Genomic DNA, 25,745 nt, shown 5'->3' with positions numbered 1-25,745 from the left:
CTCTCATGCCTTTGTTTGAATACTGGCCCCTGGCGCTCGCCGCCGTCCTCGTCGGCGAGGTTGTTCAACGGCTGTGCATTTCTTTCAACGTTCCATCGTGGATAGGGTACGGCGCGCTCGGTGGCGCGCTCGCGCTTGCAGCCCTCGTCGCCTGGTGGTCTCGGGTCGACGAACGACGCAAGGCCCGGGAATACGAAGAGGAACGGATCGCCATCGAAGCTGAGCGCGAGCGGCTGCAAGCCCACTACCCTCATTGCCACGCCACGCGTCTGACAAGCGACGAGTGGTTTCTCACCGACAGAGCGACCGGTCGCGAATATCGGCCCGGGCGTCCATTAGTGGTGAACTGATCGAACGGAGTCGTCATGCCCAACGTGTCTTTCGACAACGCGGAACACCCGCTGAGCGACGTGCAGGAGAACCCCGCGCACTATGTGTCACGGCTCGAACGCGCCAAGGTGACGCCCGGCTATGCCATCTGCCTGTGCGCCACGCGTGCGGAGCCGCTTCGCATCGTGATCCGGCGCTACGGAAAGTTCTGCCACCTCGCGGGATGGCCTGAGGATGGTCACCGCCACTTCTCCGGCAGCGCAGGCCAGCCGGCATGCCTGTTCTACAAGGACCCTGAGACACAATCATCCGCCGCAGGAGGCGATACAAGCGCTGCCATCGTCGTCACGCCGATGGGGATCAACGCGAAACTCGATATCGCGCTGACACAACGGGAGGTCTCGACCGGCACGCAACGCACCGCCGTCGCTGGCCAGCCGACCACGTCGCGCCGCGCGGCGACGTTGCTCGCCTTCCTCCAGGCGTTGTGGATGGCGTCGGGCCTGACCCGGTGGAACGGTCTCGCGACAAGTCGCCATTGGGCCGCCTGCAACGCGATGCTGCTCACCGAACTCGGCGACGCCGTAGTTAACGGGGAATCCGCGCAGAAAGCGCTGCACGTCATGCGTCGGTACGAAGAGGCCGACCGTGCAGCGATCAACGCCGAGTTCGATGCATTTCTCGACGGCATCACCATTGAGGGCAAAACGAATCGTCGCGGGCTGATCGTCGGCGAGATCAACGAGCTCACGCGCACGCAGTATGGTTACGCGCTCAGCCTTCGCCAAAGTGCCCGGAAATACTATGGAAGCACTGATCTGATCACTCATGCAGAGAAGACCTTCCCCCACGCGTGGCGCGCTCTCGGCGATCGCAGCGCGCGGGTCGTCGCGATTCTCCTCGTTGAACGCACCTCGAAGGGGCACCTCCGGTTGGTCGATCTCGCCGCGATGCTTTGCTCGAACGCATTCATTCCGTGCGATTCGATCCACGAGGTCGCGCTCGCAAACAGACTGGTAGCAGAACATCGCGCCTTCGAAAAACCGATGCGCACGGCGAAGGGCGACGACATGCTGCCGGACTTCGAACTCACCGACACGCCGCAGCGTTATCACGTCGAGGTGTATGGGATGAACGGCTTACCCGCCTATGAAGCACGCAAGCAGGCGAAGCGCGAGTTGCGGCACCAACGCGGTATACCCTCGGTCGAGTGGGATGTCGACCGAAGCCCCGTCTCTCAGGTATTGCTACCACCGGCCGGATAGGCGCATTCCCCGGTGGTCCTGCAGCTTGACTTCGACGGCACGTCGCTAGGCTCGAAATCAAGACGACATTGTCGTCGCGCAGCGCCGGACGAGCCGGCCCTTCTCAACGAGTCGAAGCGACAGCCAAATGAAAATCCTCCTCATCGATATTGCCCGCGATCTTGCAGACATTGCTTCCCATGACGGTCCGCATTCCGACTCCAACCTTTCCTCGATATCACAGGACGCGTTGACTTCCATCCGCGAGCGCGCGTCGAGTCTGCAAGCACGCGTCAACGCCCTGCTCGGCTTGGTAGATGGCGCTTGTCGGGAGGCACTCACTGGCTGGACCGATTCGCACCGTCAGCTCTTTGGCGAATGGTGCAGGAAGATCTATCCCAACGAAGCGAGTGCCGGCACGATCGCGCTCGGTGAAACATGGATGGATGGATGGTCTGCTTGTTGGCGCGAGCGTAGCTCTTGTCGGGAGCGTCCCGACAATGGGCGATGCGACACCCGGCACGACACCGATTGAGTTCGCAGGCGTCGCCGCCGCGATAGGTTCAGGTAACGGCGAATGGCGCATCTGCGCCGGCTGTCATGAGTCCGAGGATGGACATCCAGTCGGCAAATACCCCTATAGCGAAACGCTCGGCTGTGAACTCGGCGTGGGATGCAGCGACTGCGGAGGAATCGGCGCCGTCTGGGATGACACCGACTACGGCGCCATGAGCAAGGCAGAGGCCACCGCCGCACTCGCCCCCCGTAGGAGTGAGGACGCGGCACAGGCCGCAGACGCGGAGCGTTATCGCTTCATCAACGCGACGGCCGAACAATGCGATTCCGGGTGGGTCCGCTACTGGCGTCTGAACACGGTCGACATGCCCATCGATCAACCGCGCGCAACGCTCGACGAAGCCATCGATGCTGCTCGGGCAACACGACAGCCGAAGAACGGCGGAGCGCTTACTTGCCAGTCTGACGTAGAACAAGCGCCCCGCGCTGATGCCCGAGGGTCTCCAGCTGGTTTCGCCGTTTGCAGAAAGGACAGATGAAGTAGATCCCGAATGAATCGATCCCCGGGTCGGTCAGCTTCGTCGGGATTTCCTGGCGACAGCGGATACATAGCCAGAAACCAGTGTCGATCATGGCTGCCTCCGAATAGCTAACGGAACGCGAAAAATGAACAATAGGACAGAACCAGCGAATACCCAAGTTGTCGCCGTCTTGCCCGCTGGCAGCCCGGCGGCGACCCGCTGCCCGAGAGTGCTGACGCTGCGCCTTAAAGCTGTCTATTTCCATGACATCGCAGCTGGCATCAAACCGCTCGAGTATCGGTTGGCGACGCCATACTGGCGCAAGCGCATCGAGAGTCGGCAATACGATTACGTCCTGTTGACCCTCGGCTATCCAGCCCGCTCGAACCTGGACCTTCAGATGCTCAAACCTTGGCGCGGCTACTTCGAGCACCCGCTGGTTCATCCTCACTTCGGCGCCGACAAGGTCGACGTCTTTGCAATTGACGTTTCAGCGCCGAACGTCCCACTGGGTGTCCTGTACGTGCCCGCTGCCGGTGCTTGACTTGCCACTGTCGCAGGCAATCTGGATGTACGCCGACTTTCGTCGGCCTCACCGGAGATCATCGTGCAAGGCAAAACCTTTTTCCTGAACCGCTTTATCTCACGCTCGAGCGAGTGGCAATGCCGCTATCCCGGTCTGGGCGCGGCCTGGCAGAATGCCAGGTCGCTGTCTGACGGACGCCAGGTCGTTGCTGCAACGGCGGACGCGGATGGCATCCGTTGCGTTTTTTTCAGCAGCCTGGGATCGGTACTCGACTTCAGCGCGAGCTGGGCGGAACTCGCGAGCGCGAAGACCTGGTGGTATTTCACGATCCGCTGGAACTTCTGGCTCATGAGCGACGAAGACAGCCTCGTTGCTTTGCGCACCGCGGGCTACGATCCCACCGACCGGAAGATCGGCAGCCCCGGCACGCCGGTCAACCGGCGTTGTGAAAAAAGCTTCGAGGCGTTCCTCGACTATGCAGAAGCGCTGTTCCGCCAGGACTGCGGCACTTTGCTGTCACACACCGCCCGCCCCGATCAGAACCAAGGCGCGTCCAATGCATCCTGCCTGTGCACATTCGCTGCGCGATCAGTACCCGGCGACCGGGCGACGTTTTAATGAGGGATGCGGGCAAATCGTTAGCCGGCCGGCTACTCGACGGTCTACTTCATGATCGGCTACCGCGAGCCCCGCCCAACCGGAAATAAACGGGGATCCATTAAACGAGGATCTATTGCACCCGATATTACGGACCGGCTTTTCTGGGTTGATCACTGGTATTAGGGTTTGGAATGCGCGTTGTTCCCGCTTTTGGAAATAACCCATAGAGGCAATAATGCAGCCAACTTTCCAAACATTCATCCTTCCCGCATGTACGAGCAACTTTATCCCTGTGACCATTGCGGCGGTCGCCCCACCGTCGGCCGTTCCCAGCGGGTTGTAGCGCAACTCGGAGAAGACGGGTTTGACTATGGTGTTTTCGGTCGTGAGGGCGGACCGCCGGAAATCGGCGACACCATGCCCCGCCCACCGGGCGCTCCCCAGACCGAAAAGATTGTCTGCATTTATTGCGACGGCTGCGGTATGACCACCCCGTGGGAACCGGTAGGCGCAGACATGAATGCGGCTCTGGATCGAGTGGGGCTCATCTGGAATCACCGGCTGAACCGCCCTCCTGCCCAAGCGGCCGATCTCCAGCAACTCGTTGAAATGGAGCTCGGTGCGCCCGATGGTCAGTTCGTACTCGACCTGCTGGCTCGCAATGACGCAGATTGGGAAAAGCGCGGGCCGATTTTCGCAATGCTCGCCCGGCGGATCGTAGACGCGTCGATTGTCGCAGCCGACTCCTGGCCGATTGAGCCGACGCTCAGAGACGCTGCCCGCTATCGGAAGCTGGTCCATCACGCCCAGTCGGTGACCATCGATGGCGAGCGCTACATCCAGTTTCCTAGAGTCTTTAACCCGAACCGGGATCCCTACGTGCTCTACGAGGCAGAGGCCGCCGCCGCGGTCGACGGGCTGCCCGACCGTGGCCGCTGGTAGTTGCCTTGTGCCTCACGCACCATACCCTGTGCGAGCGCAGCCCCTTTGCTATACCGTCGACGGGCGCTTCGAGGTGAACAACCGCATAAGCTCCTCGCGTAGTGCCGAGATGTCCAGCAGATGCCGGGCACGCGTAATTGCCACATAGAGCAGGCGCATTTCGTCTTCTTCCAGCGTCAGGCGACCGTCGATGATCTTGAAGCGGAAATCATTGACTACCTTCACCAGCTTCCATTCGAGCCCCTTCGCACGATGTACGGTGGAGATCACATAGTCCGCGCTCGCTTCGGGAGTTACGCGGCCGGCGAGCGCTCGCAGATAGCCAGTACCAAACTCGTCGACGATCCGAACGATCGGTAGCAAATCGCGCCCAACGGCGCTTTGAGCAAACCCCTGAGCATCCTTCCAGGTTTCGAACAACGAAAATGCAGCCGGGCGAAACGCCCGCCTTCCCATCAGCAACTGATCCGCCCCATCCGCGAACGCTTCAATCTCCGTGGGACTCATCCGGATCGCCGGTTTGAATCCAGCCTCTATCCCTGCAGCCAGATGCCAGATCGCCGATACGTTCTTCCGGCACAGGACCGCGTCGACCGGCGGCGAGATGGTCGGATCGTCCACCAGCAGAGATCCGATCGTGTTCTGGCCTCGGAGCGGCGTAGGCTCCCCAAACAGACCGAGAATGCGACTGGCAAGCGCAGCGATTGTGTCTCCAAACCTGAACGATTCGGTCAACGCGCGCTCCGGAGCATCGATCTGAGCCATCGCGTTCACCGCGCCACGCCATTCGTAAATCTGCTGGTACGGGTCGCCGACGTAAATGATCTGCGCGTGACTTTGCCGTGCCAGCACCGAGAGCATGACACCATCACTATCCTGCGCCTCGTCGAACAGAATGAAGTCTGCCTCAACACGCGGCTGGGCCTGCGCCCACACTTTCAGATAGACGTCCGGCGTGATGGCACTACGACCGCGCGGATCTATGCTCTCAGTCCACAGCCGCGCTACATACGGAAGCAACGCTTCGCGAAGCGAGGCAGCGGCGCTATCTTCCACCTTTTCGTCGACAGGAATATGCGCGGCTTCCGGATGCTGCTGCGCCGAGCGGCAAAAGCGACCGAGGCCGTCGGCAATCATCCGACCGATCTCAAACGGTGCGACCTCGACGGTTTTCCCCGTAATCGTGCGCACCTGGACCGGCCCAAGCCCGAAGCGTGAAGCCAGTTCGTGCGGCGGTTCGGCCGGCAGGTTCACGCGGGAGGTCAGAGCAGAAGATACGGACGAGTACGCGAGTGAATGCACGGTGCGCGCGCTGACGTTCGGCGGAAAAATCCGGCGAGCGTGTTCGGCGATTTCCCTGTTGAAGGCGAGATAGGCTCCACGACTGCTACCAAGTCGATCGGCAATCAACCTGAGTGTCGACGTCTTGCCGGCACCAGCGTATGCCTTTATCTTGAGATCGCCGCCGCCGAGCGCAGCGTCTACGACCGCGTGCTGCTCGGCAGTAGGCTTGAACAATTTGGCCATGGAATGCGGGGCTAGGGATATTGCCGGTAGTGTGCCGGAAAATCGCCGGCCGCACGGCGAGGAATGCCGGGTACCAACTGTGCTCAGGCCTACGTGGGCGATCAGCGTGACGTTAGTGCCCCTGAGCGCCCCGCAATCCGTCTTGCCGCGCGCGGATGATGAAAACCCATGCGTTTCGCTGGTAGATGACGCTGAGACTCGATAGAGGGTTGCGTGCCGCAGTGCGCACGCCTAAAAAAAACCGGCGCGAGGCCGGCTTGAAGGGTTCCAGTGTTTTCCGAGGGCCGTCTGGAACCTGAGAGAGATCCCATTCTCTCGGAAAAATGACCCCGGATTCCGCCATAACCGGGTCGATATTCGCATCCATTTGGTTCGCCTTCGATGCCTGCGTACGCAACCGGTTCGGGCAGACCCGTGTCTCGAGAAACCGGAGACATGGCCACCCTCGTCAGGCTGGATCCGAATCGGACAGCTTGGGCGTATCGAGTATTGCTGCCTGCGCGCGCAGTAGATCGTCGGGTGACGCGTCGAACCTGCGCAACCACCCCTCGCTCGCGACGGTGGTGTCGAGCAGCGGCGCCGTACTGCTCAGTGTTCCGTCCTGGAGACTGTCAATCGTGTCCGCAACGATGGGACGCAGGGCGGCGTTCAGCGCAACGTAAGCTGGCGGCGGCGCCGGCTGGCTGCCCTCGCCCGCCGAGACACCAGTTTGTGGTTCCGCGCCCGCCTGGATAATCACCCCACCGTCGCTAAAAGGCCGGCGCCCATACCAGTCCGGCGGTAGTGGCAACCGGGCTGCCCCTCCGACGAGGCGCAGCATGTCAGCATCAAGCGCAACCAGCCAATCCACTGTCTTGATGCGGTCGACCAGGTCACGCACGTTGGTGCGCATGGGGTCGCCAACATCGAGTCCCGGCCCGTAGCGACGCGCGAGGAAATACTCGCTCGCCTCGTTGGGTTCCCGTCCCATCGGCGGCACGTTGCACGCATACCCGGCGTGTCCATGCACGGTCGGGACCAGGGAGGCGATGGTCGCGAAGAGCGACTGAAAGACGCCGGGACGGATCTGGAGAAATGCGCGCGGGACGGAAAATGCCAGAACATCCAGACCGCGGCCAGCGTTCGCTTGCCAGGTGTCAACGCAGAACACGGAAAATTCGAAGAAACCCGCGGCAAGTTTGTGGTCCGCGCTCGTAACGGTCACCGCGAAGGCCTCATCAGCGGGAATTGCGGCAGCAACCCGGCCGAACGCCGGCGCCTTCTCGAACGGTACCGGCTGTTTGCCCTCTTCGTAAAACCACCGTAACGGGCCCGCCGTTGAAGGTTGGTGCCCAGCCGCCGCGTCCGCAGCATCCTGATAGTCGGCGATCGCGGCCGAGTAAAGATCGAAACACCGCGTCAGCGCTTCGCGAACAGCCCTTGTATGACCGTTCCTGAAGTAGAGCACGCCGCGCACAACCAAAGCCGCACCGACTATACCTTTCTGATAGCGAGGCTCGAATAGCCCGTAGGGCAGTGTGTCCTGCCGTTCAGGGTCGTTGGCCCATGCTGCGAGTTCTTCGTTCGTCATTGTGGTGATCAGGGAAAAACGGGAGGCGGGATCAGTGGCGGCGGCAAGACATTTCCGAGGCCACGCGAGAGGTTACCGCCAAATATCTGCTCAAGATCGGACTGGGGTTGGCTCGACGTCGCCGGTTTTTCCTCCGGCTCCGCATCACCACACCCGCAATCTGCAGGCGTCATCTGCACAAACTTGCTATTGCTTCCGGCGATACGGATATAGTCGTCGCGCTGGGCTCTCCCGAAACTATCGGGAGGGAACTTCATCTCGACAACCGATTTGATGTTCGATTGCACGGGAGGTTGCGACGGATCGTTCACGATCACTACATCGGGACGTCGAATATTGCCTTGTCCTTTCATGTCCTGATAGGCGTCGTTACCACCCGGCCAGTATTTCCCGATCCATGCCGGAATGAACGAGTGCGACTCGAGGGGGCTCGTCGAACTCATGATCGGCTCCGGTGGCTCCGGGCGCATATCGTATGAGACCTCCGGCCGGTACTCTGTGGGTGTGCCGGTCGTGCCGGTGGATACGGCATTAGCCGCGTTCAGCCGCTGCGCCACGCAGGATTGTTTGCGTATTTTGCCATCGACCGTGGCGACCCCAATACGGTTGCACTTGCACATCGCATCGCACAGGACTTTCCTGTCCTTCGGCGACAGCCGACTGCTCAACCCTACCTGCGTAGTTTCGCCGCCACCCGCAGCCATTCCGCCGTTCGCGGAGCTCGGCGTATAGCCGCTCATGCCTCGCCCTCGCTTCCTTGATGGCCGAACGTGAGGGACGATGCCTGAGGGCCGTCGAGCCAGTCGGTAAAACCGTCGCTATCGGTCCTGCCCTGCACCGTCCGCCCGTCCGCTGCGGTCAAGGTGTACGGATGTCCCGTCACCGGCGCACGAGTGCGATCGTCGAGCACCTGGAACCGCCCTCGGTACGGGCCTGTCTGCGCCGCATCCGCACCATGCGATACAACGTTCTTCTGAGCGCCTACTGGGTCGCCAGCGCCCCCCGTCGGCGCGGCTGTCGCGGTCGACTGTGTCGCGATCAACGTGGCGCCGCACGCGGTCCTGTCGCCCTCCGACGCAACCGGCCGACCACCGAATGTTATGCCCAGCGGTTTCGTGCTCACGATTGGATAAACACCGCCGCATCGCGGGCATGACACCATGTCGCCCAACAGAGCGAGCGGCTTCCCGCCTACTAGGTTGGTGACCGTGCACGTGAGAACGCGCCCACCGTGGGAAGTCGCGTCACCCTCCCGGATAAAGGCAAAACCCATTTCGCATATTCCCGTACCGACGTTTGGACGCGGGAATCTAGCACGCGACGAAAGATATGAAAGCCTACCAACATTGAGAGGGCGATCGCGCCATAGGGAGGAAGACGCGCGTCACCGGAAACGCTCCTGCAGGCGCTTCAGCAGCGCCTCGCCTGCAAACGCTCTTTTACTGCACGGTGCCCAACAGTCGATACAAAGCCTGTCGCGATACACCGAGCGCAGCCGCCGCCCTGCTCTTGTTACCCCCCGCTGCCTTGAGTGCCTCGTGCGCCTGCTCGATCGTTGGTGTGACCTTCTTCAGCCGCTCCTGACGCGCAAATGTCGAGAGATACGCATTCGCTTTTGTTCGCCGGCTGTGACCGGCGTCCGCAACGACGCGCCGCAAGGCCTCAAGATGCAACTCCAGATCCGGCCGCGCGTCGTGCCCCTTCACCGGTGCCGGCACTCCGGTCGTTGTCTCGTAAAGCGTTTGCAGATACTCATGACGTAGCCCGTGACTGGTAACCCCGAGGCCCGCTTTCGTCACGCCGTGTTTTTCCAGAACGTAGTAGTACCAGTCGCGCCATTGCCTAAGCGTTCGATCCGCAGGCACCGTCGAGCCGGTCAGATCGTTACTCAGTCGGGCCGCCTCCTCAAGCACTGCAATTTTTGCCTCGATCGGAACCTCGCGCGGCCGCCCACCCTTCGTCCCACGCGTCACGCCAAGCGTATGTGAGTCCCGAACCGTCTCAGCGGGTCTGAGCATGAAGCTCTCCTCGACGCGCAGGCCGAACGCCGCCTGCATTTTCAGTTGCACCGCGACATGTGGACACGTCCGACCGATCTCAGCGATCTTTGCCTGCGTATCTACGGAATGTGCGATCCATGATTTGTCTTCGGTCGCCACGTACGAGCGGACGAGATCATGCTCCTTCCGGTCAACGTAGTCTCCCAGCGTGCCGACAAGATTTCGTTTGTTCATCCAGCTCGCCAGCGCGCGCAGGTACGTCAGCTTGTTCTCGATCGTCCCGCCGCTCTGCCCCAACGCAACCCAGTGTCTTACAAGAAACTCGACATGTTTCTGTTTCAGCGACCACGGCGTCTGTAAAGCGAAGCCGTGCTGTCGCAACTCGACAAACAATTTGCAGATCGCTGTCGTGCGCCTCTCCTGCGTTTTGACGGAGAGGGACTTCGCGCTAATCCGCGTTCTGCTGTGCACCTCGTTGACGTGATCGTCAAAGAGCCGCAGCAGCGCGTCCGTGAACTCCGGCGGCAGGCCATAGCTCTTCACGACCGCCCGAACATTGAGAACCGCTGCCATACAATCATCCCCGCTTGCGCGGTCTGCCCGCGCCTGTGTTTCGCCTGCTCACCGCGGCCTCACCACACGCCCCTACCCGACGTGCCCGGCGCGCGACCGGCAGTGGTGCTGCGTGAACTGACCTGTTGCCCTCGCTGGCCGCTACCAAACGGCCTTGCCGGTTACCCCCGACGTGGGTCCCGCCTTCCTCGCCTTTAGCGATTCCATCCGATCAGCCCGACGCAGGGAAGAACTGCGTTCCGACTGTCCATCTGCTGCGGTGCGGGCCGGTCTGCGCTGCGCGCAAACCCGCTCCACACGTATTGGCTACGTGGGCAATTCCCCGCTCACGTTGCACCGGTACTGCAGCTTCCGGCCGCCCTGCCAGCCCCGACTCGCTGCGCGATCTCGCGCTGCGGTCTGGACGCCCCTCATCGCTCTGCGCGGTGAGACGTCTGGGCTTATTGCCGGGTGAATCCTGTTTGCGCATTTCTGGTAACGGCTGCGCCTACCGTGTGTCTTCCGTACGGGGTTCGCGATCGACCGGTCTTTCCCGGTGTCGCAGGATTTCCCCCGCCCCAAAGCACACTCATCTCCGCCGCGGTGTATCGGGCTTCCTGAGTGCACCCAGCGTCGTGTGCTGAAAGGGCGCGTGCGAACGCAATGCGCGACGTGCGGGACTGTCCGGTGTCCGGGTCCACATGTCCTCATTGCGTCTCATCGCGGCAAACCGCCGCCAATCGTATGGATATCGCCGTGTCCAGTGGTCCTCAGTGTGGATCAGCGTGGACTTGATTTGATTCAGAAAAAGGCCGCGTCATTGTGCGGCCTGGACAGAAGAGGCTTTACGTAGGGCGCAAAACCTCTTTCTTGCTGTTACTGCGGATCGATGCGTCATGGACGCGGTAGGTAATTAGCAGGATAAGGCCGCGACGAGCGGTCCGAAGGCTAAAAGCTGACCTGATCACGCGCGCTTAGCCGACTTGACTTCGGCAGGTGCTCGATAGACTGGACTCACGCTCAAAGTCCCACATGAACTGCGACTTTGATGATTCGCACTGCCGAACTCGTACATGAAGTGCGAGTTTGGCGGATCGCGCCGGTTGAAAGTCCTACATGAAGTGCGACTTCGCCGGTCCCAACTTCACTACCCGGAGTCTGAATTGAAAACCCCCGTCTTCGCCATCGACGTTGGATACGGCAACACCAAGTACGCATACCGCGCGGCCGGTGGAACTGTCGCAACCGGCATGTTTCCCTCGCTCGCGCCGCTCGCCGCGAGCCGCACTATTTCAAATTACGGGGAAAGCGTTCTTGCCGCCCGCAAGGTCGCAACGATCCGCATCGACGACATCGAGTACGAGGTCGGCCCCGATGTCGCCTTGACAGCCGCCTATGGCAATACCGGCCGCACGCTCGCCGACGACTTTGTCCTGTCCGATAACTACTCCGCCCTTCTGGCCGGCGCCTTCCATTTCTCGGGTGTGACGCACATCGAGCGGCTGGTGCTCGGGCTGCCGGTGCACAACATGCAGAAATACTCCGCTGAACTGAAGGAGCGATTCGCCGGTGATCTAGACTTTGGCCAGGCCCGTGTACACGTCGAGAAAACCATCGTGGTTCCGCAACCGCTGGGCTCGCTCGTCCTCGCGTCAAGCAACCGACAGAAAGATTTCGGCCGCGACAGCGCCCACCTGGTCATCGACGTCGGCTACTTCACAACCGACTGGGTGTACGCGAACGGGTTCACGATGGACGACAAGCGCAGCGGTGGCCTGCCAGGCGGCGCATCCCAGATCTACCAGCGCATTGCAGGCCTGATCTCGAAGGATCAGGGCGAACCCGTCGATGATATTGAGCGCATCGACAAGGCCTTGCGCGAGCGTATGCCGTTCTTCTTCTACGGTTCGGACATCGTGCTCGATCCGTATGTCGAACAGTCGCAACCGCTGATCAATGCTGTCGTCAAGGAAATGCAGAACACGGTTGGACGGCTTCCTGACGTCCGCTCGATCATCCTTTCAGGCGGAGGCGCCGCGCTGTATGCATCGGCCATCCGGAAAGCATTCCCGCGCGTGCTGATCGAGATCATCGACACACCATGCCTCGCGAACGCTCGCGGATTTCTCGCGGTCGGCGAAGCAGGACTCGCGCGCGATCGCAAGTAACGGCGGCGGTATGGACGACAACATCACGATGACCATTGTCATCAATCCACTCGTCTCGCCTTTGCTGCACGAGGCGCTGTCCGGCTATCGTAGTGCCCGCCAGCGCGCCATTCGTCTGCGCGCACTTGCGGAGTCGGCGCTGCGCGAACCGACACAACGAGCCCGGAATGAAGGGAACACAGAAAGACCGCAATCACCGTCCTTCGAACAAACGCGTCCAGCAGCCGCGGCTCCGGAGGAAGCCGGCGTCCAGATCCTCCGCGTGCATGACTCGGCGACTGACGGGGACGGTTTCGCCTCGGCGTCCCTCGGCGAGGAACTCGCCGGCTTCTTCTAGAAGCGCGCTCGACTTGACTTCGCCATGATTCGGGCATCCTTGAATCAAGGCACCGGGAACGACGAATGGCGTCAACCCCGGTGCGTCAACCGGAGAATGATCATGGACACACTTCAACTGTTTCACGCAGGCATGCTCAGCGAGGCACGCACGTGGGTCGGCTTCGTCCTGCTCGCCGCCGTAGCCGCGGCCGGCTGGTATGTCGGTGGCGCATTGTTTGATTATTTTGAGAAACCAACGACGGGTGAATAATGGACCGCCTCCTTACCTGCTACCGCGCATTCGATCGACTGCCGTTTCTGGCGAAGCGGGCTATCTACACCGTCCTGCTTGTCCTGCTCGCACTCTACGGCACCCACGTGGGCAGAACCGACCCCCACAACGGCGGCAATATCATCTTCGTCGCCTGGGTCGGTATCATGTGGTCGACAGGCTTGTGGATTCCGTTGTGGATTCTTTTGCGCCTGGTAATCTTCTTCAAAGTCCGTCCTTGACTGCGACGAGAGGCAAAAAAAAAAAGCGGCCCCCGGATTTCTCCGGGAGCCGCTTTCGTCTATGGTTAGTGCTGCCCTGCGGCTGCAACGATTGCAAGACGACGGGTACAGAAATCCCATGCCTCGTCGAACGATTGATCCCGGCACGCGTACAGCGTATTGCCCCGTGCCCGACGATCAATGACGTCATATGCTTCCGCGTCGGACTTCAACGCCGGCTGATTACCGCTCGCGGCGCCAGTCGTGCCGACGATCGCAAAATTACCTACCAGCACCCGGAACGAGCTCATTTCCTACCTCACAGAAAAAAGCCCGATGCGATATTCCCGGTGGGGAGATATCCCCACCGGGCAAAATAAAAGAAATTCCTGCCAACGGCTAACGCCGGCCCACCGAATCAGGCAGCGACTGATTGCCTCAACGCGCTGACTGGTCTGCAGGCGACATCCTGCAAATCACCGCCCGCGACAACCCGGTCGAGCCATTCATCGCAGAAGTCCGTGCCGCGCAACTTTGGACGATGGATAAAGACCGCGTACCCTTCTTTCTTCAGACGGGTAGCCAACTCAACCCCAGACGCCACACCCGGCGACTTGCGTGTCTTCGGATCGATGTGGTCAAAGTCGACGAAGATATGAACGACCCGGATACCTAGCCCCTCCGGGACAACGAACTGGCCGAGCAGGACGCGATTGAGACAACTCCAGACCGGGACGCCGAACTCCATGAACGCGGCGTAGGCCGTTTCCAGTCCCTCCACGACACCGATCTCGCCGTTGACCGGTTCCATCAGGCGCACCGCTCCGCCCTTCAGCGCATTAAGCGTCATGTCGTTCAGCTTGTTGTCGAGAATCTCGCCGTCCCCCGTCACGATCGTCGCCTTCGCAGGTGTCGATCGTTCGAGAAAGGTCCGGTGCAACGTCCCAAGCCGGCCATCGGGCAACTCGAACCGCGCCAGGATGCCCGGCCACGTACCAATCACCTTCTTCTCATGCCGGTAATCGAGCATGCCGAGGCGCAACGCTTTTGACGGCGGTGCCGTCAGACCGGGTACGCGCGCATGCAGGTATCGCCTTGTGAGGTCACCATCGCGCTGCATATGCGCCCGTTCCCACATCGAGTTCAGGCGTCGCTCGATAAAGGCCGGGTCCGCCTTACGCTTCGGAGAAGGCGCTGCATGCGCGCCAGGTGCTGCATGGCTTGTGTTGCGCATCGATGGGTTGCCGTCGATCTCAGTCATCAGCCGATACAGGCCCATCCGGTTGACGCGTGTGATCAGCTGAAGGCCGTCGCCAGCCATTGCTTTGCCGTTGCCGCATTGACGACATACCCAATCACCACGCCCACGCTTGTTGTCGTAGGTGAAGCGATCGTTACCGCCGCAAACCGGGCATGCACAAGCCTTGCCAGTGAGCCGGTCGGCTGCCACACCATAGGTCACGAGAAGCGAAATCCACTGCTCCGGGGAGCGTGTGAATTCCTTCAGCTTGCGCTGCAGCCACGCGTACTGCTCAGGCGTGAGCTCTCTGCCATTCAAACTCATAGTCACTCTCCGTTGAGGAAGTGGGTTAGGTCGGTGCCTGAGACAGGCGTAGAAACGCATGCTCAAAAAAACCGCCCACACGCAGGGGCGGGCAGCTTTTTTCAGCAGGCAGTTGCTCTGTCAGGAATGCGCGGCAAGCGCGAAAGAATTCGCTGCACGACACACCGGAAGGCGTGTCGTGACAACGAAAGGTGAGTAACTACGGGAGAGGAATTGCGCTTTGGTGAGCCTTTACGGGATCAGATGATCGACCACGCAGCACCCGTGTGAAAACCCCAAAAGGGTATGTCGTCCATCTCATCGAAGCCACCACCACGCGGCGCACCACCGCCGGCATAGCTGCCTTGCGATGCTCGCGCAGGTTGACTTGCAGTGCGAGCGGGAGTGCGGCGAGTTTCGGAGGGCTGTGCCTGCGAACGGCTGTCGCCCTGCTGCTCAAATCCGCCGTCGTCATCAGACTGCTCACGTTGACCACTTCCGCCGCGGCCGCCAAGCATCTGCATCTGCTCGGCAACGATCTCGGTCGAGTAGCGATCGGTACCGTCCTGCGCCTGCCACTTGCGAGTGCGGATGCGACCTTCGACGTACACCGACGAGCCCTTCTTCAGATATTCCGAAACGATCTCCGCAAGCCGACCGAAGAACGACACGCGATGCCATTCGGTTGCCTCTTTCATTTCGCCCGACGCCTTGTCCTTGTATCGGTCGGTTGTTGCCAGGCGGATGTTGGCCACAGCGTCGCCGCTGGGCAAATAACGCACTTCTGGATCCGCGCCGAGATTTCCGACGAGGATGACCTTATTCACAGATGCCATTCAATGCTCCTTCATTTCGTAATGGACCAGAGCCACTTGTCCCAAAGGACCGGTACTCCATTCTTCAGTTTTGGCTCGCCGTCTTTCTCGAACGCCTGAACCTTGATCTTGCGCAGGCGGCGCACTGAAACTACGTCGCCCACTTGACAGCCAGACTCGGATATCGCGTCTTTCAGGCCTTCGCCCTGCAGGACGCGCTCACCGGAAAACGTCTGCAACCGGATCGCAAAGGAGGTGTAGAAGCGGGGACCACCTGGCTTGCGACGCGGAAACTTCTCCTCGCCCCAGGCTGTAACTGTTCCGGAGACAGCGGCCAAGTCCGACGCACTGTTGCTGGAAGCAGCGTGACGACGTGGTAGTGCAGCCCCGGCCTCGTCGTTGTCGTCCATCGCAGTGAGCACCGGTTCCTGTGCTGCGTTCGAAAGACGCTGGTGGTCAGTGCGTGCCCCGGCAGTCGGTGGCGCACAGGGGACACCTGCTGCCTCGGCCGGGCCACGAATCGCGACGGCGATCGCCTGCTTCAGATTGCACCGGTGCATAGCGGCCTGGGACCAGTGCGGTTCGAGCTCGGGCAACACCTTCATGCCGAACTGGGTCTGCTTCATCGCTTCGTCGAACGCCGGCACGAACTGCATGACGCAGTCGCCTTCATCGATGAAGAGATTCGGGACGCCGCCAATGGTGATGTGGGTTTCGTTGGGTTCGCCCTGCCCGATCAACCGCAGACCGGCTTCATCGCTTGACTTCCCTGGTTCAGGTGCAGTCGGAAGCGGAGAAGGTTCGCGCATGGTTTGCGGGGTTGCATGCCGCGCGGTACTTGCCTTGCCCGGGAAAATGTCCGCGAGCACGCGGGTAAAAAAACTGGCCGTAATCGTCATGTCGTCTCCTACAACAACGTGCCGAGGCACAACAGTTTCAGTTCACCAAGATCGCGCGCAAGCAGCGGCGTGCTCATAATCACGTCCTGCATCGTCTCCGGGTCTACCCCGTTGACCTTGCACACGTAGTCATAAGGCAGCGCGCCATCCCAGTACCCCATGATCCAGCCAAGGGTTGCGCGATAGTCGTCGGTGTCGACCTTCCGGTTGCGAAGACGCTCGGAGAGCAACGACGCGCAGTCCATCAGCGACTCCGGCATCCGGTCGCCGCGGCGGCTGTCGCTCGCGAGGGAAATCAGCGCGTCGACCATCTGGTCGCGTACAGCCTCGCTCCAGAGATGTGGGTCGGGAAGTGGATCCGGCTTAGGGGGGGTGGTAACGACGGGCGAGGAGTCGCCGAACATGTCGAGCTGCCAGGCAGCCACATGAGTGTTCATGAGATTGCTCCGGTGAGTCCGGCAATCTCAATACCCGTGACCGGGAATGGGATTCCCGGAAAGGGTTGAGGCGTCATCGCCGTGGTACGTCCACGGCGATGACGGGTTAGGCGGGACCCTAGTTGCGGGTTCCTGTCCTGAACGGAATGACAACAGCCGATTTGGCGTATTGCCGCTTCGGTGCCGGCTGCGCAGCGGCCGGTGCAACAGCGGGGTTAGCCGGTGTCACGGTCGCAACAACAGGGGCTGCGGGAACAACGGGCGTTGCGGCTTCCGCGCGCTTCGCTTCCGCTTCTGCAGCTTCAAGCGCCTTGGTCTTTTGCTGGATGGTCTTGCGAAGCCAGTGACCAGCAAGGAACCCCACGAAAATGAACACGACGAGTGACAATGTCGCGAGATAAACCACGAGGCACAGGGCCAGCAGTTTCCACGGCGTCCTTATCGCGTCCTTCAATAGCAGTTTCAGCATTTCTCTCTCCAGAAAAATTAATCGCACAGGGAATGTCCAGACAACGTCTGGAAGGTTTCGATGCTCAAACGAGCAGGGAAAACACCAGCGCGAAGCGCTTTCGTGCGGACCCATGGCAGGTGCTCACGAAAAGGCTCAACGAGGCGAACAGGGGGAATGAGACAGAGGCCGGTGCCCTGTCAGGGGACGGCATTGCGCGATAGCACGAGTCGATGCGTCAACAGACGCGGGGATAGGTCAAGGCTACCGCCGGCATATCACGGCGGCCAACCAAATGCTCACGAAACTCGTGCAGCTTTGGCAGACAGGATGCAGAGCCGCCTCATGAAAGATTGCTTAACCCGAAAGCTATATCGTTTTCCGCATCATTTCGCCTAAGGGCGCACAACACGTTGGACGCATCGCGCTGACTTGACTTTGTAATCGCCCTGGCACACTGGACTGAACATCACAGATGTGGAGTCCACCATGTACGGAATTGCTTTCCTTTTTGCGATCGGGTTTGCCATCTATCGCATCGGCCGCCGACGTCAGGCACCGCTGTCTACGGCCCTACCCCGTCCTGCCACGCGCGCCGAGCTTGCCGGCGATGCTGGCGAAGCGGCTGTCGATGCAGAACTCAGGCGGGTGCTCGCCTGGTTGTGCGCCGAGAACTTCTACCTGCACCGCGGCCCCGTCCTGTTGCACCACGCCCCCGGCACGAGCTACCCGACGGCTGAAGTCGATCACCTCGCCATTACGCCTTTCGGGCTGTTCGTCTTCGAAACGAAGAACTGGACCGGACACATCGAGCCGGGTCCCGATGAGACTTCCCTGGTGCGCGTCGCGGCCAACGGTGAGCGAGAGTTGCGCAAGTCGCCTCTGAAACAGAACCACTCGAAGATGGTGTTTCTGCGAAGCGTCATGCCGGGCATGTGGCCGATCCGCAGTTTTGGCGTCTTCGCCTCTGTCAATTGCACGCTGTCGCCAGCGCTTTCGCCGTCGCTCATGCGCATTGCGGATCTCGCTCACCAGTTGCGTTTATGCAAGACGCATTACGAGTGCCGTGACCAGCGGGAAGTGAACGTCAAAGCAGCCTGGCAGGCAGTGCTGTCCGTAGCCGAGGTGGACCGGGATTCCATCGAAAGACATCGCTCCCGTGTCCGAACTGACCCCGTTATTCGTATGAATATTCCCTAAAGTTACCGATTCAGATGCCGATGGAACGGCATCCTTTTCAGCATAAATTTCTGCATTAGGCGCGAAAGCTATACGTTTTTACGCGTCTTTCGCGCCTTTGAGAGGAAAATCCGGGCGTATTCTTACGATCAAAGGCGGGACAAAGCTCCGCGGTTGATGTTACTAAATGTGTATTTAGAAACCATTCGTAACGCGCGCGACCCGGCCAACGGGAAGTGGTTGCGCCTTTCATTGACCAAATCTGGATCCTAACCATGAGCAATAAAAAAGACCTCACCGCGAAGAGCAACACGCCGTCGGACGACGGCTTTGACCCGACCCGTCTCGAAGGCGCATCAGGCTCGCTTCCCGCCACCGAACCACCGACGCACGTCACACCGACCTTCGGCCACTTCATTCCGACCGAGAGCGAGATGAGCGCAGCGGCCCGCGCGCTGTTTACGGGGGAACTGCCCGACGCGGCTATGCGGACAATCATCCAGGAAAGCGAAGAGGTTGCGCACTCGACCCGCAAGATCCTCCAGGAACATATGCGAATCGGCGCGTGCTACGTCCACATCATGACGACGGTCAGCAACTCGCTGATCAGTAGCCAGGGCGACAGGAAGTCCGTTCGCGACAAGGCCGCTCACCTCGCCTATTCCTACATCCAGCAGGTTCACGGACATGCGAAGTCCTCCGTGAGCACCTACACGCGCATCTACGACAAATTCGCTAGCAACAGCGCCGCTGTGCAGGCGCTGACGCGCGCGGACATGGCGCTGCTGATCCGGCACGACACACCGGACGAACTGGTCGATCTCGTCATTGACGCGAGGACTGGCAACCCGGAAATATCGCCAAAACAGATGAAGGAGTTCGTCGAATCCTACAGAAAAGCTCAGCTGGAAGTCGCCGCTGCGACGAACCGCATTGAGGTAATGAACACGGAACTGGCTAACGCGGGACAGCAGCTCGATCAGGAACAGTCGGAAAACCGGCGACTGCGTGAAGAGGGTGAGCAACTGAAGAAATCCATCGAGCGCGATCGGCGATCGGCCGATGGGATGAAGAACGAACTTGCTAGCCACGGCGAATCCGTCAGCGCGCTTCAGCGCGAACTCTCCGATCGGGAGCGCGAACTCAAAACGCTTCATCAGCAACTCGCTGACGCGCAATCGAAAACGCGCACCGAGCAGGTCGAAGTGCCGAAGATACCCGGGAGCTTCGCGACGATGGAGGATGCCATCGAGGATCAGATCCGCCGCAAACGCGAGGCAACGAACACGCTGGACACAGCAATGGCACAACTCGCAGCTATCGAAACCGCGCTGGCCGAGAAAAATGCCGAGATTGAGGCCAGCCTGCGCGCGGAGAAGAAGGTCAACGAAGTGATCGACAGTTTTGGGACGTTCACGCAGGAGTTCCATACAGCACAGCTGCTCGTCACCGCCGAGGGACATCCTTCACGCTACCAGCCTCTCTTCCAGGGCCTCGCCGATCTCGTCGGCAAATTCCACACGGAGCTTGTCGCGGCCACACGGGCAGCCTGAGCGCGCGGCCGGGGTTGGCCGCGATCGAGAGAAACAGAGAACACACTAATGAACACAAAAGAAAAATATTTGGCCGTCGAGCGGTTACACGTGCCGGAATGGCAAACAGATCAGATCCAGAGCGCCAACTTCGACTTCGTCGAATACATGCGCTGGCTGCTGATGAGTGATGGCCGCTTCAACGAGATCTTCAAGGTCGAGCGCAAGGAGATCGAGCACTTGCGCTTGAACCAATCGTCGCTGCGCAGCTTGCTGAACACCCCATTCCTGATGGTGGCGCCGACCCTCACTACCGTCGAAGACTGGCGTTGCTTTGTCGAGAATACCGCGACGACCGTGGCCGTCGACCGGCTCCGCGACGCGTTGCCGCCGGTCCAGGGTATCGAACTGTTCGCAATCCGCAATCAGAACCAGCGCTTCATGACGCTCGCCAGCAACCTGATCCACACCAGCGTTCTGGCCGCGCCGCTGCTTGGGATCACGCCCGACGTCGCCGATTATCTCGGGTCGCTCCGCGGTAGTCAGATCCGTCTTGCGCTGGGCAGGATCGCCGGTCTGCCGCTGTTCCGCTGGCGCTTCACCAGCACCACCTTCTGGTACGAGTTCACCGCGGACAACCTGACCGACGAGGCGATCGCGCATCAGATCATGCTTACGTCGCCGGCCGACCTCGCGAAACCAAAAAAGGTGCCCGGGTTTGCAGAGTTGCGTCTGGACCGCTGGCAGAAGGAGACATTCGCCTCGGCGATGATGGCTCACGGTCTGCGCGCGTCGACGGCATCGGATGTCTTTACGCTGAATCAGAGCAAGATGCGCGCACGCTTCGTCGAGATTCACGGGAGAAGCTCGACATGCGGCAACCAGACCCGCTCGCTTACATGGTTCGTCGAGAGCTCGGCGCAGCGCCTTCACGCCACGATCTATATCTGGCTGTATCGCAAGGCAATCGCGCGTGGTGCCAATGCCCCCGAGGCACTGATCGCCACGCACGATATCTACGCGCGCCTGTTCAGCAGCATTCCCCTGATATCCGCCGACCGGGCCTACAACCTTACGAGCTCCATCGCAGCCGATACCCGCCTGACGACAGCCCCGTGCCGGTCATGCTCGACGCCATACATCGTATCCAACAGCGATGTGCGCGTCGAAATGCACCACAGCTTCACGTGCCCCGCGTGCGCGCAGGACCTCGGCCCGCGTCGCAGGCGCGTGCGAAAAAGCAAGGACGCCGCCCAATGAATACCGTCACCTCGCAAACCGAACGTGACCTGCCGGCCGGGCTCGTGATATTCACCTCCGATGGCCGCGCACAGTTTGGCTGGCAGAATCCTGAAACCGGCCAGTTCTTCGCAGAAGCGGACGGGTCATGCATCGTCAATGCCGTCGGCGCCGTTGCGTGGGCGAGCGACCGGATGCATTGAGGGCGCACCGATGGAAGATTTCGATTATGTGGTTCGCGAAAGCAACGCGGCCTGGCTCGATGGGCGGGGGGATGGCCGGTTCGAGAGATATGAGAGCTTCTATCAGGGTGTGCGCGCCCAACAAGAGGGCGATTTCGACCTCGAGAAAGCCAACGAGGAGTATGCGGAGACGGCCGGAAAATTGCCGTCCAGGCTATTTTCCATGGCCAACTCCCCGCTATTTGGGCAACTCGCAATTGCCATGCTTGCGATTCTCATTGCATCCCGGGCAGTGCCGGTACTCGCTCAGAAAGTGCCGTACGTAACTGCTGGACTGCTGGCCGCTGCATTCGTAGCATTGCGGGTTTTTCATCGACGCCGGCGAAAGCGCAGATAACTCCATGCATTTCAACGAGAGGAGCGACTGGAACCCGTCAATCGACGGGTTTTTTATTCCATACAAGTCGACACTCAAGAATTACGAATTATTTCCGATATATCTACAATGCCGACGCGCAGGAATTGGACATTTATGCGAAATCGAGCCGGGACACGGCGCAGCGACTTGACTTTGGCGCTGCGTCGGTAGGATGGAATTAAGGTCGAGCACAGGGCACGGCCACTAATAGAAATGCGAGGAATAAGAATGAAGAACCAGAAGATCGCCCTTACGCTTGTGTCGCTCGCTGCGACGATCATGCTTGCCGCATGCGGCGGTGGAGGCGGCGGTGGCAACGGGGGTAATACCACCGGCGCAGCGCCGTCGACACCAGCCAGCAGCCCCGCGACAGGTAACGTCGCAACCCCGCAGTATGTGGCATCAACAGCGCAGTTAGCGGTGTTCACGACTCTCAATCAACAACGGCAGCAATGCGGCTTCCCTGCCCTCACCGAGAACACTGTCTTGGATCAGGCCGCCCAAGCGCACGCTAAATACATGGGTCAAAACGGCGGGAACATCACGGACACAGAAGCTACCGGCAACCCGGGCTTCACTGGAACCACGTATAGCGATCGCGCGGTTCACTTCGGCTTTCCTAACTCCCAGATCGTCTACTCCGGTGGCGCAAGCGCCGGTTATTACACGAATGCAACGCTCACTGAAACCCAATATGGGCAGCAAATCGCGTACGAATGGCTCGGCGGCGTTTATCACATCGCTTTGGGCGTGTGGCCGATCACGCAAATAGGTATCGGCTGGAACGAGATGACCTTCAATGGTTTCCCGGAGATCCAGTCGTCAGCGACGATTGCAAACTTACAACCCATGACTGGCAATTTGCCGCTCACGTTTCCGTGCCAGGGCACGACGGGCGTCGCTTATATGACGGCAGGCGAAACGCCTACGCCCCCCAATACGACATCCGGCACGTTCGGAACTCCGATCGGAGTATCTGGAAATCCGACTGACAATGTCGTGTTGCAATCGGGCACAGTAACGGACAGTTCGGGCAACGTTATCAACCTGCAACTATTGAACGCCGCGACGGATCCAAACAAGTTGCTGCCTGCTTTCGAGGCGGTGGCCTATCCCGGAACTCCGCTGACGCCCAACACGACGTACTCGGTTTCCCTTACAGGAACCATTAACGGAACGGCCTTTTCGCGTAGTTTCAGCTTTACAACTGGCAGCATCGTTGGATAAGCACGTCGCAGGCTGTTCGTTGGTCCGAAACTGTCGCATCAAAGAATGAACGAGCCCGGTGAATCTGAGACCTCACCGGGTTTTTTCAATTTGCAGCCGGGACTAGATGCGTTCTAGTGACCACAAGTGCCGACGTTGTAGTTCACAATTTGACCCCAACTGAGAAATCCGCTGTCTGCGATTCGAACATTGCAAACCAAGAGGGTGTTCAAATGGGTAGTGCCGCACTTATCTACCCACGTGTCTGCAGTGCCCACAAAAAATAGGCCCTTAGTACCAGCAGGAAATTGGGTGTTTCGACTATCCGAAGTCTGGTAGCTGATTGTCCAACCGGCGGGAACGTTGGCCATGCAGCCTGCCGTTGGATCAGGCGGGGCGGCAGGCGTGCAGTTCAAGCCGACCCACGTTGAACCATTCCAAAACGGCCCGGTCTGCACATAACCCGACGGACAACCAGGCGCTGCCTGATAGTTGCACTGCGGCGCCAAATACCCGGAACCAATCCATTGGGCTGCTGCCGCTGTCGTCCACCCAGCGGAACCCGGGCATGTTGGGGCCACCTGCGGCGCGTTAGACAAAAACGTCCCGCATGTTGAATCCTGGTATCCGTAGGAACATGTGACAGGAGCGGCAAATGCACCGCGCCCAGCCAGCAGAATTCCACCCACCAATACGACTCTCAACCACTGTTTCCAGAATCTCATTCCTTCTCCATCAATACGCGCAATAGGTTGATGCGGAAACCTGGCCGGCGATGGGTGCGCCCGTTCCGTCAAGGATGTAGACGATCCAAGGTCCCGTGCCGGCGAACCCGTAATTGACCGTCGCAGTTGTGTTCACGTAGATGCTCCGTGGATTCACAAGGATTTGCGGAGTACCCCCGCTCGCGCAGACCGGCGCAGGAACGCCTTGCTGGCTCTGCACCGTGTAATACCCGTACCCCTGAATCCGGCCACCAATCGGCAGCCAGACGCCGTACTGACACGAGAGCACCTGGCCAGAGCCATCGCTATTGCCCGCGATGCCGGTTCCAGAGCAACCCGTTCCGGCGACCGCCACGTTCCCTACAGTCAACGTTCCAGTGACGACCGCGTTTCCGTGGACGGTCGCGGCGCCACTATCGATCGGTGCTGGCCCGGTGCCATTCTGGTTCTGCACGTACAACGTCGCCGGCGAGCGAACTGAGCTGCTCACCGCCACGTTCGAAGCAGCCACTGTCGGTGCCGCTATCGTCCCGGTCGCATCGATGTTGCCGACGTTATGCAGGTCCACGCCGTTTACGTTCTGACTGCCCGTCCATGTCAGACTACCGTCGCGGCGTATGTACACCGAGTTGCCATCCGATTCGAGAGCGTTGGTCGCGACTATGGCTGCCGCTGGAGTGCCAGGCAGGGGGTTCGGTGTGTTCCATGCGCCGTTCAATCCGTACACGGTCGAAGCGTTCTGAAAAGTCGAATATCCGAACGAATTTCCGCCCGCCTGCGCAATCTGCGACGCTCCGACAACGTCGGGCTGCCCTGCTTTCAACAACGGCTGCGAAGGGTAGAAAAGATAGGCGACATGGCAGTTGCCCGCGGACGCTGCGCAGGTCGCCGGAACCATGGTCATGGTGATCGTGTACGTCCCGCCCCAGAACGGCCCGTTGCGATGTTGCTGCTTCAGATTACCGTTCGTGAAAAGCTGATCAATCGTAGGCGGCGTCAAGGTCGCCGACCCGGACGCTGTGAACTGGGCGAGCAGCGCCGCATAGTTGTCCGTCACCCAGTGAGACAACGCTTCGTTGATGATCGCCTGGTTCTGGCCTTCGATCGTCATCAGCGCCGCACGCTTGTGCGCGACGTCTTCGCGGATGCCCTGAGCGAGCAACAACGCCGACGCTGCCAGAACGATCACCATTTCGATGATGCTGCCGCCCATGTCTATTGGTCCTTAGCTGCGCGTCGTGTACATCGCAATGCTCGCCGTCGCTCCAGCAGACGTGCACGCCGTCGCGCCGGTGCTGCTGCTGAACGCGGTCGTTGGTCCCGAGATCGTCGTGCCGTTGACCGTCACCTGCGTGTACGCGTTCGCGATTGCCGAGACGCTCAGCGCGCAGACCGTCGCCGGCACCGGGTACGTCACGATCATCGCGTCGTTGGTGTTGATCACCGTTCCTGCGGCCGCCGTGACAGCGCCGCCGAACATCCCGGTCACGCCGGCACCTGCGGCAGCGACGCGCGAACCCGCAGAATCGAACGCATGGTTCTGCGAAAGCGTTTTCAGCGTTTCACTGGAGAAATCTGTGTCGTTGGCGGTGGCATCAAGGATTCCCGTATGGAACAACTGGGCCTCGCTCTTGAACTGCGACGCGTGAACGCGATCCATCACGAACTTGCCGCCCGCGTACGCAAGCAGAGCAAGCAGTGCGGCCGCGGCCATCACTGCCGCTCCTTCAATCATCGATAGCTCGCCAGATTGCCTGCGGCGACGACCCAGTTGAAGCAGCGAAACTTTCTTGACGTCGTTGTTCTGAATTTGCAT

General features: G+C 60.2%; 31 protein-coding genes. 17 read left to right on the top strand and 14 right to left on the bottom strand.

What is annotated here, in order from left to right:
* The first annotated feature begins 5 nt into the window (after window positions 1-5).
* From PQR40_RS29325 to PQR40_RS29295, 7 genes are all read left to right on the top strand, one after another.
* The gene (locus PQR40_RS29325) at window positions 6-350 is read left to right on the top strand and encodes a hypothetical protein (RefSeq protein WP_408510414.1); all 345 of its coding nucleotides are present in this window, start codon (window positions 6-8) and stop codon (window positions 348-350) included.
* A 15-nt stretch (window positions 351-365) separates the two neighbouring features.
* Entirely contained in the window at window positions 366-1,595 is a 1,230-nt protein-coding gene (locus PQR40_RS29320; protein WP_408510413.1) for a DUF1173 family protein, read from the top strand.
* Between the two features lie 127 nt (window positions 1,596-1,722).
* A complete protein-coding gene (locus PQR40_RS29315; protein ID WP_408510412.1) occupies window positions 1,723-2,109 on the top strand; it encodes a hypothetical protein in 387 nt (128 codons plus the stop codon).
* On the top strand, window positions 2,075-2,629 hold the full coding sequence (locus tag PQR40_RS29310; RefSeq protein ID WP_408510411.1) for a hypothetical protein: 555 nt from the start codon (window positions 2,075-2,077) through the stop codon (window positions 2,627-2,629). Before PQR40_RS29315 ends, PQR40_RS29310 begins: the two co-directional genes overlap by 35 nt.
* A 127-nt stretch (window positions 2,630-2,756) precedes the next feature.
* Window positions 2,757-3,155: a hypothetical protein gene (locus tag PQR40_RS29305; RefSeq protein WP_408485296.1), complete on the top strand. Its 399-nt coding sequence runs from the start codon at window positions 2,757-2,759 to the stop codon at window positions 3,153-3,155.
* Window positions 3,156-3,218: 63 nt separating this feature from the next.
* The gene (locus PQR40_RS29300) at window positions 3,219-3,755 is read left to right on the top strand and encodes a hypothetical protein (RefSeq protein WP_408510410.1); all 537 of its coding nucleotides are present in this window, start codon (window positions 3,219-3,221) and stop codon (window positions 3,753-3,755) included.
* Window positions 3,756-3,935: 180 nt separating this feature from the next.
* A complete protein-coding gene (locus PQR40_RS29295) occupies window positions 3,936-4,679 on the top strand; it encodes a Lar family restriction alleviation protein (RefSeq protein ID WP_408485292.1) in 744 nt (247 codons plus the stop codon).
* A 48-nt stretch (window positions 4,680-4,727) separates the two neighbouring features.
* Here PQR40_RS29295 and PQR40_RS29290 read toward each other — a convergent pair whose 3' ends face one another.
* The 6 genes from PQR40_RS29290 to PQR40_RS29265 form a co-directional block, all read right to left on the bottom strand.
* Window positions 4,728-6,206, bottom strand: a complete 1,479-nt coding sequence (locus PQR40_RS29290) for a UvrD-helicase domain-containing protein (protein WP_408510409.1) — start codon at window positions 6,204-6,206, stop codon at window positions 4,728-4,730.
* Window positions 6,207-6,318: 112 nt separating this feature from the next.
* A complete protein-coding gene (locus PQR40_RS29285) occupies window positions 6,319-6,573 on the bottom strand; it encodes a hypothetical protein (RefSeq protein ID WP_408485288.1) in 255 nt (84 codons plus the stop codon).
* An 81-nt stretch (window positions 6,574-6,654) separates the two neighbouring features.
* The gene (locus PQR40_RS29280; RefSeq protein ID WP_408510408.1) at window positions 6,655-7,776 is read right to left on the bottom strand and encodes a DUF3396 domain-containing protein; all 1,122 of its coding nucleotides are present in this window, start codon (window positions 7,774-7,776) and stop codon (window positions 6,655-6,657) included.
* An 8-nt stretch (window positions 7,777-7,784) separates the two neighbouring features.
* On the bottom strand, window positions 7,785-8,516 hold the full coding sequence (locus PQR40_RS29275; RefSeq protein WP_408510407.1) for a VRR-NUC domain-containing protein: 732 nt from the start codon (window positions 8,514-8,516) through the stop codon (window positions 7,785-7,787).
* A complete protein-coding gene (locus PQR40_RS29270; RefSeq protein WP_408510406.1) occupies window positions 8,513-9,049 on the bottom strand; it encodes a PAAR domain-containing protein in 537 nt (178 codons plus the stop codon). Before PQR40_RS29270 ends, PQR40_RS29275 begins: the two co-directional genes overlap by 4 nt.
* 166 nt (window positions 9,050-9,215) lie before the next feature.
* Window positions 9,216-10,349 carry an integrase domain-containing protein gene (locus PQR40_RS29265; RefSeq protein WP_408510405.1) on the bottom strand — a complete coding sequence of 378 codons (1,134 nt, stop codon included), beginning with the start codon at window positions 10,347-10,349 and terminating at the stop codon, window positions 9,216-9,218.
* A 1,142-nt stretch (window positions 10,350-11,491) separates the two neighbouring features.
* Here PQR40_RS29265 and PQR40_RS29260 point away from each other — a divergent pair.
* The 4 genes from PQR40_RS29260 to PQR40_RS29245 all read left to right on the top strand — a co-directional run bounded on the left by PQR40_RS29260 (window position 11,492) and on the right by PQR40_RS29245 (window position 13,327).
* A complete protein-coding gene (locus PQR40_RS29260; RefSeq protein WP_408510404.1) occupies window positions 11,492-12,496 on the top strand; it encodes a PRTRC system protein D in 1,005 nt (334 codons plus the stop codon).
* A gap of 10 nt (window positions 12,497-12,506) precedes the next feature.
* A complete protein-coding gene (locus PQR40_RS29255) occupies window positions 12,507-12,833 on the top strand; it encodes a hypothetical protein (RefSeq protein WP_408510403.1) in 327 nt (108 codons plus the stop codon).
* Window positions 12,834-12,935: 102 nt separating this feature from the next.
* Window positions 12,936-13,085, top strand: a complete 150-nt coding sequence (locus tag PQR40_RS29250) for a hypothetical protein (protein WP_408241316.1) — start codon at window positions 12,936-12,938, stop codon at window positions 13,083-13,085.
* A complete protein-coding gene (locus PQR40_RS29245; protein ID WP_408241313.1) occupies window positions 13,085-13,327 on the top strand; it encodes a hypothetical protein in 243 nt (80 codons plus the stop codon). The genes PQR40_RS29250 and PQR40_RS29245 overlap by 1 nt, the downstream gene beginning before the upstream one ends.
* Before the next feature lie 65 nt (window positions 13,328-13,392).
* Here the strand turns inward: PQR40_RS29245 and PQR40_RS29240 are convergent, their stop codons facing one another.
* The 6 genes from PQR40_RS29240 to PQR40_RS29215 all read right to left on the bottom strand — a co-directional run bounded on the left by PQR40_RS29240 (window position 13,393) and on the right by PQR40_RS29215 (window position 17,469).
* On the bottom strand, window positions 13,393-13,617 hold the full coding sequence (locus tag PQR40_RS29240) for a hypothetical protein (RefSeq protein WP_408241310.1): 225 nt from the start codon (window positions 13,615-13,617) through the stop codon (window positions 13,393-13,395).
* 107 nt (window positions 13,618-13,724) lie between these two features.
* On the bottom strand, window positions 13,725-14,870 hold the full coding sequence (locus PQR40_RS29235) for a primase-helicase zinc-binding domain-containing protein (protein ID WP_408485279.1): 1,146 nt from the start codon (window positions 14,868-14,870) through the stop codon (window positions 13,725-13,727).
* A 239-nt stretch (window positions 14,871-15,109) separates the two neighbouring features.
* Window positions 15,110-15,685, bottom strand: a complete 576-nt coding sequence (locus PQR40_RS29230) for a single-stranded DNA-binding protein (RefSeq protein WP_408485277.1) — start codon at window positions 15,683-15,685, stop codon at window positions 15,110-15,112.
* Window positions 15,686-15,696: 11 nt separating this feature from the next.
* Window positions 15,697-16,563: a hypothetical protein gene (locus tag PQR40_RS29225; protein WP_408510402.1), complete on the bottom strand. Its 867-nt coding sequence runs from the start codon at window positions 16,561-16,563 to the stop codon at window positions 15,697-15,699.
* Between the two features lie 8 nt (window positions 16,564-16,571).
* Window positions 16,572-17,000: a hypothetical protein gene (locus PQR40_RS29220; RefSeq protein ID WP_408485273.1), complete on the bottom strand. Its 429-nt coding sequence runs from the start codon at window positions 16,998-17,000 to the stop codon at window positions 16,572-16,574.
* A gap of 118 nt (window positions 17,001-17,118) precedes the next feature.
* On the bottom strand, window positions 17,119-17,469 hold the full coding sequence (locus PQR40_RS29215) for a hypothetical protein (RefSeq protein WP_408510401.1): 351 nt from the start codon (window positions 17,467-17,469) through the stop codon (window positions 17,119-17,121).
* 468 nt (window positions 17,470-17,937) lie between these two features.
* On the opposite strand from PQR40_RS29215, the gene PQR40_RS29210 reads away from it, so the two are divergent.
* The 6 genes from PQR40_RS29210 (at window position 17,938) to PQR40_RS29185 (ending at window position 23,225) form a co-directional block, all read left to right on the top strand.
* A complete protein-coding gene (locus tag PQR40_RS29210; protein WP_408510400.1) occupies window positions 17,938-18,648 on the top strand; it encodes a nuclease-related domain-containing protein in 711 nt (236 codons plus the stop codon).
* Window positions 18,649-18,863: 215 nt separating this feature from the next.
* On the top strand, window positions 18,864-20,180 hold the full coding sequence (locus PQR40_RS29205; RefSeq protein WP_408510399.1) for a hypothetical protein: 1,317 nt from the start codon (window positions 18,864-18,866) through the stop codon (window positions 20,178-20,180).
* 48 nt (window positions 20,181-20,228) lie between these two features.
* Window positions 20,229-21,419, top strand: a complete 1,191-nt coding sequence (locus PQR40_RS29200; protein ID WP_408510398.1) for a FlhC family transcriptional regulator — start codon at window positions 20,229-20,231, stop codon at window positions 21,417-21,419.
* Complete coding sequence (locus tag PQR40_RS29195; protein WP_408510397.1) at window positions 21,416-21,601, top strand: hypothetical protein; 186 nt, start codon at window positions 21,416-21,418, stop codon at window positions 21,599-21,601. Before PQR40_RS29200 ends, PQR40_RS29195 begins: the two co-directional genes overlap by 4 nt.
* Window positions 21,602-21,611: 10 nt before the next feature.
* On the top strand, window positions 21,612-21,977 hold the full coding sequence (locus PQR40_RS29190) for a hypothetical protein (protein WP_408510396.1): 366 nt from the start codon (window positions 21,612-21,614) through the stop codon (window positions 21,975-21,977).
* A gap of 249 nt (window positions 21,978-22,226) precedes the next feature.
* A complete protein-coding gene (locus PQR40_RS29185) occupies window positions 22,227-23,225 on the top strand; it encodes a CAP domain-containing protein (RefSeq protein WP_408510395.1) in 999 nt (332 codons plus the stop codon).
* Window positions 23,226-23,939: 714 nt separating this feature from the next.
* On the opposite strand, the gene PQR40_RS29180 is transcribed toward PQR40_RS29185, so the two are convergent.
* On the bottom strand, window positions 23,940-25,142 hold the full coding sequence (locus PQR40_RS29180; protein ID WP_408510394.1) for a hypothetical protein: 1,203 nt from the start codon (window positions 25,140-25,142) through the stop codon (window positions 23,940-23,942).
* 12 nt (window positions 25,143-25,154) lie between these two features.
* Window positions 25,155-25,745, bottom strand: coding sequence for a hypothetical protein (locus tag PQR40_RS29175; protein ID WP_408510393.1), 591 nt, complete (start codon window positions 25,743-25,745; stop codon window positions 25,155-25,157).

Source organism: Paraburkholderia sediminicola (genome assembly GCF_046026855.1).
Lineage (GTDB): Bacteria > Pseudomonadota > Gammaproteobacteria > Burkholderiales > Burkholderiaceae > Paraburkholderia > Paraburkholderia sediminicola_A.
This window is presented reverse-complemented; position numbering and strand designations above follow the sequence as displayed.

Coding starts and splice junctions, on each gene's coding strand:
- PQR40_RS29325 (WP_408510414.1), top strand. CDS start 6: ATGCCTTTGTTTGAATACTGGCCCCTGGCGCTCGCCGCCGTCCTCGTC.
- PQR40_RS29320 (WP_408510413.1), top strand. CDS start 366: ATGCCCAACGTGTCTTTCGACAACGCGGAACACCCGCTGAGCGACGTG.
- PQR40_RS29315 (WP_408510412.1), top strand. CDS start 1,723: ATGAAAATCCTCCTCATCGATATTGCCCGCGATCTTGCAGACATTGCT.
- PQR40_RS29310 (WP_408510411.1), top strand. CDS start 2,075: ATGGGCGATGCGACACCCGGCACGACACCGATTGAGTTCGCAGGCGTC.
- PQR40_RS29305 (WP_408485296.1), top strand. CDS start 2,757: ATGAACAATAGGACAGAACCAGCGAATACCCAAGTTGTCGCCGTCTTG.
- PQR40_RS29290 (WP_408510409.1), bottom strand. CDS start 6,206: ATGGCCAAATTGTTCAAGCCTACTGCCGAGCAGCACGCGGTCGTAGAC.
- PQR40_RS29285 (WP_408485288.1), bottom strand. CDS start 6,573: ATGGATGCGAATATCGACCCGGTTATGGCGGAATCCGGGGTCATTTTT.
- PQR40_RS29280 (WP_408510408.1), bottom strand. CDS start 7,776: ATGACGAACGAAGAACTCGCAGCATGGGCCAACGACCCTGAACGGCAG.
- PQR40_RS29275 (WP_408510407.1), bottom strand. CDS start 8,516: ATGAGCGGCTATACGCCGAGCTCCGCGAACGGCGGAATGGCTGCGGGT.
- PQR40_RS29270 (WP_408510406.1), bottom strand. CDS start 9,049: ATGGGTTTTGCCTTTATCCGGGAGGGTGACGCGACTTCCCACGGTGGG.
- PQR40_RS29265 (WP_408510405.1), bottom strand. CDS start 10,349: ATGGCAGCGGTTCTCAATGTTCGGGCGGTCGTGAAGAGCTATGGCCTG.
- PQR40_RS29255 (WP_408510403.1), top strand. CDS start 12,507: ATGGACGACAACATCACGATGACCATTGTCATCAATCCACTCGTCTCG.
- PQR40_RS29250 (WP_408241316.1), top strand. CDS start 12,936: ATGGACACACTTCAACTGTTTCACGCAGGCATGCTCAGCGAGGCACGC.
- PQR40_RS29245 (WP_408241313.1), top strand. CDS start 13,085: ATGGACCGCCTCCTTACCTGCTACCGCGCATTCGATCGACTGCCGTTT.
- PQR40_RS29240 (WP_408241310.1), bottom strand. CDS start 13,617: ATGAGCTCGTTCCGGGTGCTGGTAGGTAATTTTGCGATCGTCGGCACG.
- PQR40_RS29235 (WP_408485279.1), bottom strand. CDS start 14,870: ATGAGTTTGAATGGCAGAGAGCTCACGCCTGAGCAGTACGCGTGGCTG.
- PQR40_RS29230 (WP_408485277.1), bottom strand. CDS start 15,685: ATGGCATCTGTGAATAAGGTCATCCTCGTCGGAAATCTCGGCGCGGAT.
- PQR40_RS29225 (WP_408510402.1), bottom strand. CDS start 16,563: ATGACGATTACGGCCAGTTTTTTTACCCGCGTGCTCGCGGACATTTTC.
- PQR40_RS29220 (WP_408485273.1), bottom strand. CDS start 17,000: ATGAACACTCATGTGGCTGCCTGGCAGCTCGACATGTTCGGCGACTCC.
- PQR40_RS29215 (WP_408510401.1), bottom strand. CDS start 17,469: ATGCTGAAACTGCTATTGAAGGACGCGATAAGGACGCCGTGGAAACTG.
- PQR40_RS29210 (WP_408510400.1), top strand. CDS start 17,938: ATGTACGGAATTGCTTTCCTTTTTGCGATCGGGTTTGCCATCTATCGC.
- PQR40_RS29200 (WP_408510398.1), top strand. CDS start 20,229: ATGAACACAAAAGAAAAATATTTGGCCGTCGAGCGGTTACACGTGCCG.
- PQR40_RS29195 (WP_408510397.1), top strand. CDS start 21,416: ATGAATACCGTCACCTCGCAAACCGAACGTGACCTGCCGGCCGGGCTC.
- PQR40_RS29190 (WP_408510396.1), top strand. CDS start 21,612: ATGGAAGATTTCGATTATGTGGTTCGCGAAAGCAACGCGGCCTGGCTC.
- PQR40_RS29185 (WP_408510395.1), top strand. CDS start 22,227: ATGAAGAACCAGAAGATCGCCCTTACGCTTGTGTCGCTCGCTGCGACG.
- PQR40_RS29180 (WP_408510394.1), bottom strand. CDS start 25,142: ATGGGCGGCAGCATCATCGAAATGGTGATCGTTCTGGCAGCGTCGGCG.
- PQR40_RS29175 (WP_408510393.1), bottom strand. CDS start 25,745: ATGCAAATTCAGAACAACGACGTCAAGAAAGTTTCGCTGCTTCAACTG.